Source organism: Leptolyngbya cf. ectocarpi LEGE 11479 (genome assembly GCF_015207065.1).
Lineage (GTDB): Bacteria > Cyanobacteriota > Cyanobacteriia > Phormidesmidales > Phormidesmidaceae > Leptothoe > Leptothoe ectocarpi.
Genome location: NZ_JADEXP010000129.1, coordinates 1 through 15747, shown reverse-complemented (window position 1 = coordinate 15747; position 15747 = coordinate 1). Strand labels below are relative to the sequence as shown.

The 15747-nt window shown below is 48.0% G+C and carries 12 protein-coding genes; 4 read left to right on the top strand and 8 right to left on the bottom strand.

Annotated features, from left to right (window positions below; translation table 11 throughout):
- Window positions 1-13: 13 nt before the first annotated feature.
- The 4 genes from IQ260_RS14925 to IQ260_RS14910 all read right to left on the bottom strand — a co-directional run bounded on the left by IQ260_RS14925 (window position 14) and on the right by IQ260_RS14910 (window position 5748).
- Window positions 14-1576 carry a hypothetical protein gene (locus IQ260_RS14925; protein ID WP_193993901.1) on the bottom strand — a complete coding sequence of 521 codons (1563 nt, stop codon included), beginning with the start codon at window positions 1574-1576 and terminating at the stop codon, window positions 14-16.
- A gap of 181 nt (window positions 1577-1757) precedes the next feature.
- Window positions 1758-4877, bottom strand: coding sequence for a GAF domain-containing sensor histidine kinase (locus IQ260_RS14920; RefSeq protein WP_193993900.1), 3120 nt, complete (start codon window positions 4875-4877; stop codon window positions 1758-1760).
- 233 nt (window positions 4878-5110) lie between these two features.
- A complete protein-coding gene (locus tag IQ260_RS14915) occupies window positions 5111-5383 on the bottom strand; it encodes a PepSY domain-containing protein (RefSeq protein WP_193993899.1) in 273 nt (90 codons plus the stop codon).
- A gap of 2 nt (window positions 5384-5385) precedes the next feature.
- Window positions 5386-5748: a hypothetical protein gene (locus IQ260_RS14910; protein WP_193993898.1), complete on the bottom strand. Its 363-nt coding sequence runs from the start codon at window positions 5746-5748 to the stop codon at window positions 5386-5388.
- A gap of 574 nt (window positions 5749-6322) precedes the next feature.
- Between IQ260_RS14910 and IQ260_RS14905 the strand changes: the two genes are divergently transcribed.
- Window positions 6323-6823 carry a hypothetical protein gene (locus IQ260_RS14905; RefSeq protein WP_193993897.1) on the top strand — a complete coding sequence of 167 codons (501 nt, stop codon included), beginning with the start codon at window positions 6323-6325 and terminating at the stop codon, window positions 6821-6823.
- Between the two features lie 64 nt (window positions 6824-6887).
- Window positions 6888-8417, top strand: coding sequence for a C-3',4' desaturase CrtD (gene crtD / locus IQ260_RS14900; RefSeq protein WP_228016108.1), 1530 nt, complete (start codon window positions 6888-6890; stop codon window positions 8415-8417).
- A 148-nt stretch (window positions 8418-8565) separates the two neighbouring features.
- Here crtD and IQ260_RS14895 read toward each other — a convergent pair whose 3' ends face one another.
- Together IQ260_RS14895 and IQ260_RS14890 are read right to left on the bottom strand one after the other, a co-directional pair.
- Window positions 8566-11028 carry an ATP-dependent Clp protease ATP-binding subunit gene (locus IQ260_RS14895; protein ID WP_193993896.1) on the bottom strand — a complete coding sequence of 821 codons (2463 nt, stop codon included), beginning with the start codon at window positions 11026-11028 and terminating at the stop codon, window positions 8566-8568.
- Between the two features lie 453 nt (window positions 11029-11481).
- Window positions 11482-11967, bottom strand: coding sequence for a hypothetical protein (locus tag IQ260_RS14890; RefSeq protein WP_193993895.1), 486 nt, complete (start codon window positions 11965-11967; stop codon window positions 11482-11484).
- Window positions 11968-12183: 216 nt separating this feature from the next.
- Here IQ260_RS14890 and IQ260_RS14885 point away from each other — a divergent pair, with 216 nt between their 5' ends.
- On the top strand, window positions 12184-13884 hold the full coding sequence (locus tag IQ260_RS14885) for an ABC-ATPase domain-containing protein (protein ID WP_193993894.1): 1701 nt from the start codon (window positions 12184-12186) through the stop codon (window positions 13882-13884).
- Between the two features lie 128 nt (window positions 13885-14012).
- Window positions 14013-14174 (top strand): hypothetical protein, encoded by a 162-nt coding sequence (locus IQ260_RS14880; protein WP_193993893.1) that lies wholly within the window; start codon window positions 14013-14015, stop codon window positions 14172-14174.
- Between the two features lie 27 nt (window positions 14175-14201).
- Here the strand turns inward: IQ260_RS14880 and IQ260_RS14875 are convergent, their stop codons facing one another.
- On the bottom strand, window positions 14202-14417 hold the full coding sequence (locus IQ260_RS14875; protein ID WP_193993892.1) for a hypothetical protein: 216 nt from the start codon (window positions 14415-14417) through the stop codon (window positions 14202-14204).
- Between the two features lie 159 nt (window positions 14418-14576).
- Entirely contained in the window at window positions 14577-15209 is a 633-nt protein-coding gene (locus IQ260_RS14870; RefSeq protein WP_193993891.1) for a hypothetical protein, read from the bottom strand.
- Between the last annotated feature and the right edge of the window lie 538 nt (window positions 15210-15747).

The window sequence follows — 15747 nt, the reverse complement described above, 5'->3', positions numbered from 1 at the left end:
TTACTATATGGTCTTATTCTTCATAGGCTTTTAGTCCTAAAGTTAGTCTTTCTCCCCATTGTTTGATTATTTGGTTTTCTAAGTCTTTACCAACTTCAAAAATAACCTCTCCCCACAACAGAGCAAACCTGCGATTCTGCTTTAGGGCATTTAAGAAGTTATTAAGTGCTGCTTTAAGATATTTTTGAGGATTGCTACAAAGTTGATGATAAAGATATTTCAATGCATAGTCTTGCCAAACCTTGTCTCTATAGCGAAGCTTTCTATCAAGCTTTAACTTTTTACTACATCCCTGATAATATTTTGCCAAGAGTTGATGCTTGTGGGTCCACTGATTGCTAGAGTTTCGTTTCTGATAACGCAACATCTGAGGCCGCACTACATCATGATAAGCCCATCCATCGCTGCGTTCTCGAACGAAGGGCATTCCCTTTAACCAGGCAAACAAAGGATCAACATTATTCTCATCACCCACCAGTTGAGACACAACATCCCAATTCAAACTTTGAGGTAATGCTGCGTCTATAGCTAGCTGATGTTTTACTGGATCATTTACCCACCGCAAAAATCGTTCTACTGCTGTTCCACTAGCCTCACCCACCTGTGTTGGTTGATTAGGTGAACTTGCTGCCAAAATTGCCAGAAGCAACGGTAACCGTCCTGAAACATCCAGAATGATTTTAATAACCTCGGCGTTTGCGACACCCCGTTGCTGTAAAAACTGTGTTGCTTCTTCCATAGAGAACGGCTCTAACGGAAACTGTATTGGCTCATATCCAGACCAGCTGTTAGCACTTAACTGTTCTCGTCCTGCGATGGTCCAAATACAGTTCGACGGCAAAACCCCATAGCGATCTTTCAAAATATCTAACAGCCAAGCATCTAAAATCTCCCCAGTACGCTCATAGGTATCAAACTGCAGCACAATTTGCTGGGTCGTAATCTCACCCAGGTTTTCTAAAAACAAAGGTGTTAACACCTCTATCGGCTCATTAATCAGCTGAATCTCGTCCTTGTTTTCTAGTTTACGGGTCACATAAGTTGCCCACTCTCCAGCTCTTTCAATAACGCTGTCTTCATCTACAAAATCCAGAGCCACATCACCCATGGGAATTTTGCGTCCCAGCTTCAGGCCAACTTTAGCCGCTGTCTTCCCCACAAAAGCCGAAAATCCTTGGGGAGCATCTGGATCAGTTTCTAATTCCTCTCGCTTTTGCCGATAAACCCTATAGCGTTCGCTAAATTTAGTCAGCGGCTGTCCCTGGCTAGCCAGCTGCTTAGCAAACGTGGCCATCGCTTCAGGAACCGTGGCGACACCCTCATCAATGCGAGCAACTAAGTGCTTTTGCTGCTTGGTAACATCCTCAAACTGCCGGAGCAGACTACTTTTGCCCACACCCCCCTGGCCCCAAATATTAAATAAAAACGTTTCGGGATAGGCAAACCCATCAGGTTCTTTATGCAAGTTGGTGAGGTTATGCTTAAACGCCTCCAACTGCTCCACACGCCCCACAAAGCTAGAGCGTTGTCGCTGACGGATTAACTCCTGACGGCTAGGGCGTTTAGGCTGGCTCATGCCGATGATTCTGTAGTGACGTTTCCGCCTTATTCTGGCAAATTTGTGAGCAAATGTCCGGAAGACGTATAAATGCAGTACTACGGTTAGCCCATGACAATCGCTCAGTCGTTAACTCCACTGTGAGTAAATCAACCTGATACCGTTTGCGATCGCACCCTCAAACGCCTAGCCAAACAACTTATATAGTGGCCGGAATCTCAATACAGAATGTGGTGCCTTTATCCGCCGCAGACTGGCAAGACAACTTTCCCTGGTGCATTTCTGTCACAATTTGATAGCTAATCGATAGCCCTAATCCTGTCCCTTTGCCCACTGGCTTTGTCGTAAAAAATGGATTAAAAATATTTGCTAACGTATTTTCAGGAATGCCAGGACCATTATCTGAGAATTCAATTAATAAGGAATTTTTACTCTTCTGCCATTGGGTAACAATCTGAATTTCTGGCGTCTGGTCATCGAAATTACCAGCATCCTCAAAGGCATCTACGGCATTTACCAGAATATTCATAAACACCTGATTGAGATGACTGGCATAGCACTGGATATGGGGTAAATCCCCGTAGGATTTCACAATATTAATAGTAGGACGTTTATTAGATGCCTTTAAGCGGTGCTTTAATATTAAGAGAGCACTGTCAATCCCCTGATGAATATCTACATTTTTGATAGCGGCTTGATCCACTCGAGAAAAGACCTGCATACTCTTAACGATATCGACAATGCGAGTAGACCCCATTTTCATGGATGTCATAATCTTAGGTAAGTCTTCTAAAACAAACTCCACATCAATATCGTCTATCTTCTCTTGAATCAGTGCTTCCGGTTCTGGATAATGCTGTTGGTATAACTGCAGCAACTCTAAAAGACCCGTAACATACTCCTGCATCGGTTCTAGATTGCTAGAGATAAATCCCACTGGATTGTTGATTTCATGGGCTATACCTGCTGCTAGCTGCCCCAAACCCGCCATCTTTTCTCCCTGAACCAAACGAGCTTGGGTGCTTCTTAATGTTTGCAATGTTTTGTTGAGCGTCGCAGTCTGCTGCTGGGTTTGGTTCAACAGCTCTGCTTGTTGTAGAGCCACACCCAGCTGAGTCCCTACTTGGGCCAATAGCCCCACTTCATCATCATCCCAGTATCGAGGTTTAGATGTTTGATAGGCCATCAGCAGACCCCAAAGTTTCGTCCCTTGAGAAATAGGCACAAAGACCTCATTGCGTGGCAATTGGCCATCTTGATCCGGTTTAGAGAAGACATCTTGAATAATGGTCTGTGTGGGTATTGCAGGGTGCCAGCTATCGATAATGGAATCAGCGACAAAGGCCCCACTCCAATCAGAGTTAAAGCGATAAATAGCTACTCGATCAACTTCAAGCAGCTGTCGAACCTCCTGGGTTGTTGTCGTAAAAATTACATCAATGTCTAACGACTGACGGATTTTATCAATGGTTAAGGTCAGGGCTCTTTGGCGATCGGTCGCCTTTTGCAGTGCTGCTGCCTGCTCCCGCACCTGGGCTACGGCCTCTGCCTGGTTAAGGGCTACCCCTAGCTGAGCACTCACCTGAGATAGAAAATCAATTTCATCTGTTTCCCAATGACGGGGACCTGTATTTTGACAGACGGCTAATAATCCCCACAAGCGATTGCCTTCCATAATCGGTACAATCACATAGGCGCGGGCTTCAAAGTCTTCTAATAGGGTGTTCTGACAGATATCGTAATCAGTTTGATAGATATCATCAATCGCTAAAATCTCTTGCTGGGCGTATTGTCCCCCTTGGGTTTCCATTAAATAGGCATCTTGAATTTTACCTTCAATGTCAACCAGCTTAGAGCAGCCATCCGCTACGGATTCAGCAACAAATTGACCACTCCAATCAGGATTAAATTGATAAATAACGACTCGATCTGTTTTAAACAGTGATTGAATACTCTTGGTTGTTGTATTAAAAATCTCTTCAATTTGTAGAGAATCGCGAATGGCATTAATTGTTTGTGACAACAGTTGCTGTTGTTCAAGGGCTCGTTCGCGTGAGGAGATATAAGCTAGCTGAGCCGCCTGCAGTTTTAATTGTTCAACCTGACTCCATTGCTCAAGGGCCACTCCCAAATGCTTGGCAATTTGATCGATGAACTCGATTTCGGAGGGCTGCCACTGTCTTGGGGTCTGACATTGGTGAATGCAAATCAAACCCCATAGCTCAGACCCATTCATAATCGGTGACACCACCGTCGCTTTAATCTCAAAACGTGCCAGTGTTTGAACGTAGCTGTCTTCTAGATCGCTTTCATAAATGTTGTTTGAGACATACATGCGCCCTTCTTGGTAAAGCGTCGCATACTTTTCGCCAAAGCGATTGTCATAAAGCTTCTCAGTCAGAATTGAGGCGATCCCATTACCATGATCCTCTGCAACAAATTGTCCTTCCCAGTCTTCTTCGGATTGAAAAAAGAAAATCCCGACTCGATCGGCTTTGAGGAGTTGCCGCACCTCTTGGGCCGTTGTTTGAAAAATTGTTTCTACATCCAGGGATTCACGGATGCGGGTAATCACGCCCGTCAGTGATTTTTGCTGTTCGGTCTGGTAGCGCAGCTGTTCTAGTAGCTTTAGCTGCTGCAAGGCAAAGCTTAGATGCTCGACGATATGTTGTACGAATCTAACATCGTCCCCACTCCAGGAGCGCTCATGCCCACATTGGTGGACACAGAGGAGGCCCCACAGATCCTCCCCCTGGAGGACAGGAACTGCCAGATTAGCCCTCACCTGAAATTGTTCTAAAATGTTGACATGAGCATTGCTAAGGCCAGCCGTGTGGATATCGCTGACTGTTTGACTATGATGGTTCGAAAACGGTTCTCTAAAGCAACGATTGTGTACTCGTTTCGCTAGAATAGATGGCCAGTCATCTGATACATCTTCAGAAATAAACTCTCCCCCCTGATTTTGATCAGGTTCAAACTGGAATATAGCTACTCGATCCGCTGCTAAAAGATAGCGGATCTCAGTGACAACAGCCTGAAATAGATCTTCTACATCCAGGGACTGGCGGATCTTGCTAATAATCTTAGCAAGGGCTTGTTCACGATCAACATTATGAGCCAAAGCTTTAGTAGGATGGGGGGATTTAGCAATATCCTCTAGTCCCCCACAGTTCTCAACAATTTGCTGAATAATTGTGTCAGATTTTAACGCGCTGATACCGTCTGCCAAGGGTGTGAACGGCTGAGACGGCGCTGTGGCGACCGCTTGATGGCCCACAGGTTGTTTGGCATTACTAAATCTGGGGGTGAACTGCATTTCATCAAGTTACTGAAGTGACTGAAATTACTAAAGTGGCCAAAGTTTCCGCAAACTCCAGGGGTCAACGCTTGCAAGATAGAATGAATTTTGCTGTTGTTGATTTAAGGAATGAACCGATCTGTAAAATACGCGATTAGCCAATAGTTTGCAGATGAAACCGTACCGAGGAGCAGCAACGCCTGAATTTAAACTCATTTTCATGAGACTTGATCAGGATGGCTATAGTTCCCCTAACGACTGCGTGCCTGAAACCACATTGTTATTCCTGAAATCAGCAGAGTTAAAAGCCCTAGCGCATTGAGAATAGGATAAATAAACTCTAGATTGATGCTGCCAAATTTGCCTCGATGTAAGTCAAGTAGCCAAAGAAAGTCGCTCGCTTGTCCACCTGAAGCCGCAATTTGAAAGCCCATACCGGTCACCAGCGTCAGCAACAGGGGCAGAGCCACAAAGGGAACCAGCGCTTTATGGAGCTGACGCAGACGACGTTGATTGATAGCCATAATCAATTACACATTCTTTTTAGCGACATGAGTAAGAAGGGTCCTACAAGGATGAGCCCTAATAAAGATTCACCTAAACCTATGGAAAATTCATCAGATAGCTGACCTTGGGAAGTCGGTGTCTGAGCGGTAGGAGCTGCAACAGTTTCTGTGGTCAGTTCTGATGGCTTTTCCCCTTCGTTGCTCGGATCATCGCCATCTGTTGTTGTCGCCGGAGCCGATTCCGTAGATGAAGATGAGGGCTCTTCCATGCCGTGGTGATTTTCGTGGGCAAAAGCGGGCTGGATGAGCAACTGAGCACTTATGGATGTCGTCATCAGCACAAGGTATTGTCCCTTGGAATCAGCATCAGAGTTGGTTTTCATACGGCAAATTACCTAGGTCTAACTAATGGGTGTATTGCCATGCTCTACAGCGACTGTTCCTGTTTTTTTAGTGGCCTAGTCGGAAAGTACGAACATTGGCTTTTGTGGGATGTTAGCAGTGAGATCTTCAAAGGTAGGATCATGAGCAAAAATGCTAAAGCCATTCGAGCAATTTTCCCGGTTACTTAGCGTTGGCTGAGTAGATATTGTAGATATTAGTTAAAGGTCAGTAAGCCGATGAGTGCGTATTGGGCCTCAGAGTTATCCATTTAAACAAACGCTTAGGGGATAATCACGCCCCAATTAACGTATACAGTTCGTTTAAGGTCTATTAAAAAGATTAAGCAGCCCTAGGATTTACGGGGTGGGGACAATCGTTCTGTGGTAGCTTCATAGGACATTTGTATTTCGTAAACACCCCATCCAAGTTGCAACATGTGTTGCAATCTATAAGTTTGTTCCTGTAGAGACGGCAGTTCTGGTAGAGACGGTGTTTTATTCCCAAAACGTTTGAGGTCAGCCGGGGGAGTCAAGCATTTTTGTTTCTTAAGTCTTCAGTCTATACCCATTGACTATGGCATTTGTTAGCACCAAACCGATCCTTCCACACTGGCTCTGTGAAAATATTTTATTAGGGACGCTTCCCTGGCAACAGGGGCTATGCCAACCCTACAGTCATTTCAACCATACTTATACGCTGCACGATTCCTATTTGCTGGGCACGTACCAAAGTGCAGAAACCTATGGAGAAACTGTGCTCTGTTTTCTATGGGATACGCTGTGGCTACCTGAAGCGACTAGTCGTCAGGTCCGTCACAATGAGCCTGTCTTTTTGTTGATTAAGGCGACCAAAACATCAGGCATTGCCTTATCTGAAGGGACATTGCCAAACCCCGAGAAACAACCTCGCCGTATCCTCAAGGCAGAGCATGTTGAGGTGGATGATCAAACCGTTTTAGTGATTGACGATACTCAGAAAAATACGATGACCATTGTGTTTTCTGGCCAGCTTCACTTTTTGGCCATAGATAGCAAACAGCAGCTGCTCAATTTGGAGATAGCCTCCCAGTTGTAAAACTGCTAGGTCAGAAACTCGAGGCTCAGACGGTTACACTAGGGTTAGGTTAACAAATGTAAACATGGCCCCATTGATGCGTTCCGATCCGTCCCATGCTGTTCCTACTGTGGTTGTCATTGGGGCTGGTATCGGTGGCCTAAGTGCAGCCGCACTATTGGCTAAACGGGGCTATCACGTGCGTGTCTTTGAGCAGGCGATGGTGCCGGGGGGCTGTGCTTCTACGTTTCGACGGCGGGGATTTACCTTTGATGTTGGTGCTACCCAAGTTGCGGGGTTAGAACCGGGAGGGATTCACCATCAAATTTTTTCAGAACTTGAGTTGGAGCTGCCTGCTGCTGAACCCTGCGATCCGGCTTGCGCTGTTTTTTTACCGGGGGAGTCTACGCCGATTCATGTCTGGCGTGACCCTCAGCAATGGCAAACTGAGCGTCAACGGCAGTTTCCAGGGAGTGAGCCATTTTGGCAAAAGCTGGGTGAGTTATTTAGCTACAGCTGGCGATTTCAGACGAGACAGCCGGTGCTGCCGCCGCGCAATGTCTGGGATACCTGGCAGTTAGCCAGTGCTCTGCGACCCGATACGTTGCTGACGGTACCCTACACATTTTCAACGGCAGGACAGCTGCTAAAGGGCTACGGACTCGACAAAAATCGACGGCTAAAAACATTTTTAGATCTTCAGCTTAAGCTCTATTCCCAGGTGGGTGCGGATGAAACAGCACTGCTCTATGCGGCGACCGCGTTAGGGGTTTCGCAAACACCCCAGGGATTGTCTCATCTGCAGGGCAGTATGCAGGTTTTGAGTGATGCTTTGGTGACGTCGATTCGACAATCAGGGGGACAGGTGTTGCTGGGGCACTCGGTTGAACATATTCAACTAGAGGGTGACCGTCCTCGTTTTGTGCGGGTGCGCCATCAAAAAACGGGGGACACCTGGTTAGAGCCAGCAGACCACGTGGTGGCTAATGTTACGGTGCAAAATTTAACAACGCTGCTAGGTCAGCAAACGCCTAAGGGCTATCAGCGACGGGTGGATAAGCTGGTGCCGTCGTCGGGAGCTTTTGTGGTGTATCTCGGGGTAGACCAGGCGGCGATTCCTGAAGATTGCCCGCCCCATCTGCAATTTCTCTATGACTATGACGGTCCCATTGGGGAAAATAATTCACTGTTTGTGTCGGTGAGCCGTCCGGGCGATGGGCGCGCTCCTGAGGGTAAAGCCACGATTGTGGCGTCGTCGTTTACGGATGTGCAGGCATGGCAGAAATGTAATGACTATGCTGGGTTGAAAGCTGAGTATGAGCAGGGTGCGATCGCAAAGCTCAACCAGTTTTTTAACCTAGATCCACAGCATATTGTCCATGCCGAATCTGGTACACCTCGCACGTTTGAGCGCTATACCGCCCGGCACCAGGGCATGGTGGGCGGTATAGGCCAGCGGTTGTCCACCTTTGGCCCCTTTGGGTTTGCCACCCGCACCCCCATTCCTAAACTGTGGTTAGTGGGTGACTGTGTACATCCAGGTGAGGGGACTGCCGGTGTCAGTTACGCTGCTCTAACCGCCGTTAGGCAGATTGACGCCATGGAGCGGCGGTAGTCGGAGTCAACGGAGCGAAAACAGCGGCGGCTCCATAAAAACTGCCCTTGAGCCGCAGGCTCAAGGGCAGATAAATCCATAGGTTTCAACATGTCTGGCAGTTGGTCAGGGAGATAGTTTGGGGTGAGTATGCCCACCCCTTGCATACCTAAGCCCTAGCCCCCACCAGAGCAGGCTGTTTGGCAGGTTTCACCACTACCTGGTTTTCATCATCCAGGTCAAAGACGGCGGTATCACCGTCGTTGATGGTGCCCATCAACAACGCTTCGGCCAGGGCGTCTTCCACTAAACGAGCAATGGCGCGGCGCATGGGACGAGCACCGTAGGCCTGGTCGTAGCCCTCATCCACCAAATGCTGCTTAAAGGCATCGGTAATCTGCAGGGAGATATTGCGCTCTGCTAAACGTCCGGTCACCTGGGTCAGCAGAATATCCGCAATCTGAGCCACTTCAGACTTGATCAACTGACGGAAGACAATAATCTCGTCAATCCGATTCAACAACTCTGGGCGGAAGAACTGCTTCATTTCTTCGTTAACCAGGTTGCGAATGTTGTTGTATCGAGAGGTCATGGCATCGTCGGTACCCAGCTCAAAGCCTAAACCGCCGCCACCTTTTTCAATTACCTTCGAACCAATATTCGAAGTCATGATAATCAAGGTGTTCTTAAAGCTAACCTTGCGGCCTTTGGAATCGCTCAGATGGCCGTCATCCAGAAGCTGCAACAAAATATTGAAGACGTCGGGATGGGCCTTCTCGATTTCATCCAACAAAATGACGGTGTAGGGCTTACGGCGTACTGCTTCGGTTAGCTGGCCGCCTTCGTCATAGCCCACATATCCCGGAGGAGACCCAATCAGTTTAGCCACCGACTGGGGTTCCATAAACTCCGACATATCCACCCGAATCATGGCGTCTTCTGCGCCAAAGACTGCAGCAGCCAGAGCCTTAGCCAGCTCGGTTTTACCTACGCCTGTGGGACCCGAGAAAATCAGGCTGGCGATGGGGCGGTTGGGGTTACGCATACCCACGCGGGAACGACGGATCGCTTTAGAGACGGCCTCTACTGCTTCGTTCTGACCCACCACCCGCTCATGGAGCGTATCTTCCAGGTGCAGAATCATGGCGGATTCTGACTCGGTCAGACGGCTAACGGGCACGCCGGTCCAAGCGGCAACGATATCAGCAATGTCCTCATCAGTGACTTCGGGCTGGGGCATGTCGCTGGGTAGTAGCTCTGCCAGTAGCCCCTGCTCTTTGACCCGCAGCTCGCTCACCTGGTTAAAGGACTGGTTTTCCAACAGCTCCATAATCTCAGTTTGAACCTTACGCAGCTCCGTGCGCTTTTCACCCGCTGGGATTTTTTGAGAATAGCGTAGGCGTACCCGTGAGCCTGCCTCATCAATCAGGTCAATGGCTTTATCAGGCAAGTGACGATCGCTAATGTAGCGGTCTGATAGCGTAGCAGCAGCCTCCAGGGCATCGTCCGTAATGGTGAGGTGATGGAACTGCTCGTAGCGGCCTCGCAGGCCCCCCAAAATCTCCAGGGTGTCCTGGACTGAAGGAGGGGCTACGGTCACCCGCTGGAAGCGACGTTCCAGGGCGGCATCTTTTTCGATGTGCTTACGATACTCTTCTAGGGTGGTGGCACCGATGCACTGGAGTTCGCCCCGAGCTAAGGCGGGCTTGAGAAGATTGGCGGCATCCATGCTGCCTTCTAAAGAGCCAGCGCCCACCAGTGTGTGAATCTCGTCAATGACCAAGATAATATTCTGGGCTTCACGCACCTCAGACATCACCTGGTTCAGACGCTCTTCAAAGTCGCCCCGGAAGCGCGTACCTGAAACCAGCATCGCCAGATCAAGACTCACTACACGGCGGTCGAACAGAGCTTCAGGAACATCTTGATTCACAATGCGCTGGGCCAGACCTTCTGCGATCGCAGTTTTACCCACACCCGGTTCACCCACCAGCACCGGGTTATTTTTAGTCCGACGACCCAAGATTTGGACCACCCGCTCAATCTCTGGGGCGCGACCAATGACTGGGTCCAGCTTGCCAGTTGCCGCTAGCTCAGTCAGATCAGTGCTAAACTCTGCCAAAACACCGCTGCGTTTGGACGACCGCCCTGGTTTTTCCGCATCCTGGGAACGACCACCGCCCGCCGGAATGGCAGACACCTCCCCAATCGTGCGAATCAGCTGGGTACGCACCTGATTTGGGTCCACACCCAGATTGTTGAGGACCCGATAGGCCACACTTTCCACATTTTGAGTCAGACTCAGCAGCAAGTGCTCGGGTTCAATATAAGGATGATCTAGCTTACGCGCTTCCTGAAACGCCTGTTCAAAGACCTGCTTGACCTTAGGCGTGAAGGGAATTTCGGTGGGGCCATTACCAGACCCACGACCAATAATGGATTCTACTTCGGCTCGGGAATTAGCCAGGTTGACTCCAAAATCGCTGAGTACTCGGGCAGCAATGCTAGAGCCTTCTTTGACAATGCCGAGGAGCAGTTGTTCACTACCCACGAAATTGTGTCCCAGGCGTCTTGCTTCTTCCTGGGCCTGCATGATCACCGCAATTGCTGCATTGGTGAAATGTTCAAACATGTTTTATGGACCTCTGCCGGGATTATGGAGTCGAAACCTATGCAGTAAACGTTGAGTAACGCGGTGTTAAACAAGATTACTGTAGACATTAAGTTTTTTAACTATGTAATAAAAATATACCCATCTTCGAGCCATCTCGACAGCCTGGAGAGCCGAATTCAGACAGGTGGGGTAATCCGTATAGCCTCGTAGACAAAGGATATGGTTTCAGTTTGCCCGAAGGATAAAAGAATTTATAGGACTATAAACAAACGGCTACCGAATCTCCACATGTATGCAACGTGGATAAAAGATTGGTAAAGAAATACCCCCTCACTTAGGAGCTAGCCTGAGGTGAGGGGGCACTTAAATCACAATTTATGCAGTAATGCCTTTCTATAGCAGTAAAAGAAAATTTACGAATGTTAGTTGAGGGCAAGGGCTGCCTGGAACGAATTAATACGTTAGGCTCACTTAAATAAAATCTGCGCTGACGGTCTGACAAGTCTCTAAAATTTGCTCGTCTAGCTCAGAAATCTCATTAATGGAGGTAAATCCATTGATGTTAAATTCGGCGCTTGCCTGACCTGCTGTCAGGGTGGGGCCAGTTTGTGCCGCTAGAGAGTAGGGATGAGTCGTTTGCTCGTAACTGTCAATCACGTTTAAATTTAAGCGTGTTGCTGAAATATCACCCGAGAAACAATCAAAGGAAGAGCTGGGCATGTAAAATGCACCGATGGCACGGCTGCCGGTTACTTCAAACACCATGTAGGTGGATCCTAGCTGAGCTGCAGTTGACTGCTCACCGTAGAGGTAAACACCGTCTGCTAGGGGAGAATTAGAGACAGGATTTGCTAAGGCAATACCAGAGACAAAACTACTCAGCAATGTGGCACCCAGCAAAACAGAGGCAGACTTGATGAATCTTGGGAGACGGGAGCAAACTGACAGATAAGCCATGGGATACGTGATTACACCTCTTGTATGTTTAGTATTCATGAATTGCTGGTCTAGCTAAGTGACATCTCTAGACCGGATGAATGACGTTGAACACATGGCCATGTGATTGCAGTCACAATTAACGGTATTGCCGGTATCGCAAGACTTATACAGCACCCAAGCAGTAAAGCACCCAAGCAACTAGACTCATTCAAACTTTGAAGCAAACTTTTAAGTATGACGACATCACACCATGTCCTAGAGCAGCAGCTGGAGCATCTGGACGGACGCAGCTACTCTGCTTATAAACGGCTTAAAGGGAGCTATGCCTTTCCTGAGTTTGAGCTCACCTTGGCTCACATTCAAGGCGATCCCTTTGCTGCTCCCAGCCGGGTGAGTCTTTGGGGCAGTCACCAGCACAGTCAATGGCCCGAGCAATACTGGCAGGAACCGGCGCGGCGGGTTGTTCTTGCCGATTTCCTACACCGACAAATCAATCATGTTATTCCTCAGATTCAGCAGCAACGGGGGTCTGGTAAAAGCGGCTGTCTGAGGGTTGCTCCCACCAGTCAGGTTGTGTTGGCCCGAACTGCTGTACAGGTTACCTCCGATGGGATCGAGCTGCGTCTGGGGGTGGGGCTACCGGCCTTTGGCCGCCGGATTGCCGGTCAGGCTGCCAGCGAGTTGCTGATGCAGGATCTTCCTCGACTGGTGAGGGCCGCGCTGCACTATCAGCCGGAGTGGGTCCCAGACCTGGAGCATCACATCGCCACCATCGAAGATGCCAATGCCCTGAGGCAGCAGCTATCGCATCACAAACTGGTGGCATTTATTGCCAACGGTGCCATATTGCCCCGGTGCAGCGGTGTTGACCCGCAGCCTTTACCAGCGGCTGTCCCGTTCACATCGCCTAAATCTTTAGAGGTAACGCTACAGGCCCCCCATGCTGGGTCATTGACGGGTCTGGGTATTCCCGAGGGGGTCACCTTGATTGTGGGGGGAGGCTACCATGGCAAATCTACGGTTCTCAAAGCCCTTTCCCACGGGGTTTATAATCACATTCCCGGCGATGGTCGTGAACAGGTGGTGGCTAATGCGGCGACGGTTAAAATTCGCTCAGAAGATGGCCGCAGTGTGACGGGAGTTGATATTTCACCGTTTATTGATCGCTTACCCCAGGGGCTGTCTACAAAGGTGTTTAGCACCACCAATGCCAGCGGTAGTACATCCCAGGCTGCCAATATATTAGAAGCTATTGAAGCTGGAGCTAAGGTGCTGCTTATTGATGAGGATACGGCGGCGACAAACTTGATGATTCGCGATCGCAACATGCAAACCCTGATCGCCAAGGAAAAAGAACCCATCACCCCGTTTATCGACAAAGTTCGACAGCTTTATGAGGACTACACTATTTCAACTATTCTGGTCATGGGCGGTAGCGGCGACTATTTCGAAGTGGCTGACCAGGTGATCGCCCTAGATAGCTACACCGCCCATGACGTCACTGACCAGGCCAAAGCCATTGCAGCTGCGCACCCTAGCGAGCGCCAAGGTGAAGGCGGTCAAAATTTTGGCACCCTCACCCCACGCCCCATTCAGCTGACACCGTTTGATACTGGGCGCAAACCTGCGAAAGTCCGAACCCAACGTTTAAATACCCTTACCATCGGCGCAGAAGATATTGACTTGCGTGGTATTGAACAACTTGTAGAGCCCAATCAAAATCGAGCCATTGCCCATGCCATCCTCACCTGGCAACAACAGCATCGCACTCATTGCCTATCGGATCTTCTAGATGACATTATGACCTGGATAGACCGCCAAGATTTTGATGCCCTTACCCCTTACCCAATGGCTGACCTCAGTGAATTCCGCCGCTATGAATTGGCAGCGGTGATTAATCGATTGAGACGTCTCAAGGTCCTCTCAGGCAGATAGAGCGGTCTAGACTCGTACAACGCTTAGGGGCAGAAAAGTGCTGCTGCTCTCGATAGCTAGCTGAGATGTTTGGGCACCTTGATGTTGAGATAAATGTGCTTTTTTATACCTACACATCTAATCGTCCAATGCAACATTCCCCAGACCCTAACTTTCAGCAGCCTCGCATTAAGTGGTCCTGGCTCACCCTAAGCTGTATTAGCTTACTGGCCGGATTCTCATATTTAGCCATTGTGGACCTTACCAGTCCGGTACAGCTCACCCAAAATCCGCTCGAGCAGCAGCCCTAGAGCGTAAAAACTTATTCTTCTGTGTTGTTAATCAATAGAACAACTTTCCTCATCACAGGAGATGCTGTCGGTGGCTATTTCCTCGGGGACGATAGTAAACCCACCGACTCGAATATTTTCAAAGCCAAACTGCTTTTGTAGAACCTGGCTAAAGCTATTGATAATATCGGGCAGCTGTTTTTCGATGTCGGCGCGCAATTGATTAGCTTCAGGTGGTGGATTACCAATGGTTTCTACAGACATAAGACAAACATCCTGAATGAATAGCTGGATTTATTCTAAATTGAAATGGACATTCTTAATGCGGCTTATGGAGTTGGAACCTCGTTTTAATCCGTTTGCGACCCCATAGGCTACCTACTATCAGAAATTAGTACAGTAGCTGATGATCAGGACTAAACGCTACACACATTGAACAACTCTATGCTCTAGCAGAGGACTGTCTGAAACAGGCTGATGGTGTCTGCAACTGGCAGTGCTTGGAAAATGGATCGACAGCCTGGGATCTGTTACCGCAGAGTCAGAAGAGTTTTTGGATGACAAGTCTTCTATATTTTTCCAAGCACTCTCCGAGAATAGCTGAGATAGCGCTAAACGATTAGAGGGTTCACACGTAAGCTGTTCTAGTATTTGTAGCGCGGCTGCCGTTAACTCATTATCAACGTTCCGATCTAATATTTGGCTGAGCCCGATTGCCAAAGGATAGAGAGCCATTTGACTTAATGTTTGTTTTACCAATGCTTGAATATTTCTCTCAACCAAAAAGTCTTTTTTACACAGGATTTTTAGTAACGGTAAAACAGCGGCGCTCCCAAATTTAGATAACAGCGGCACCAGTTGTTCACGAATATCCTGAGATGGAGTCGTTATAAATAAATAAACTGTCAAACCTAGAAAATCGTCAAAACTATAGGAGTCGATGGTTTGATCCACACCTTCATGATTCGCGAAAGCGTAAATTGCCAATAAATCGGCTTGCTGGAGTGTGTGCTGACTATGGAGGGCAACGGAACAAGTATCCTGAAAAGTAGGCATAACAAAAAGCTAGCTAAATGCTAGAGTGAGTTTTAGATAGATAGATAGAGAAAAGTCTGTGACGTGAGCAGAGTTTGTGGCGTTGAAGTGAACGGTTGATTAAAGAACCGAAGCGCTTGGCTAAACCATCAGAGAAAATTCAAAACCTATATAAAAATCGGATGCTGTTTATCTTCGATATGGCTTGATCTGCATATAGGCTGTTAGCACATTCCACAGAGCAGCTCATGCCTTGAATCAGTAACGACAAAAATCTAAGCCTTGGCTGATAAATTTGAAATAGTTGAGGACTGAACGATACGCTTTTTGAGCTATTTCAGTTCTACAACCAATTAAAGCGTATTGCAAGCTACAGAATCAGAAATTTAGATATATTAATCATGATCCCTTGACATTGTCCCTGTCTTTTTCCTAGCTTTCTCCACGTTTGCCAACAGGCGGTTTGGCGTGATTGTAATTTAGGGATTTTGTATCTTGACAGAAGAGAGAATGTCCAAATTCGCATAGCTATCATGCGAATTTAGATATTCAAAAATAT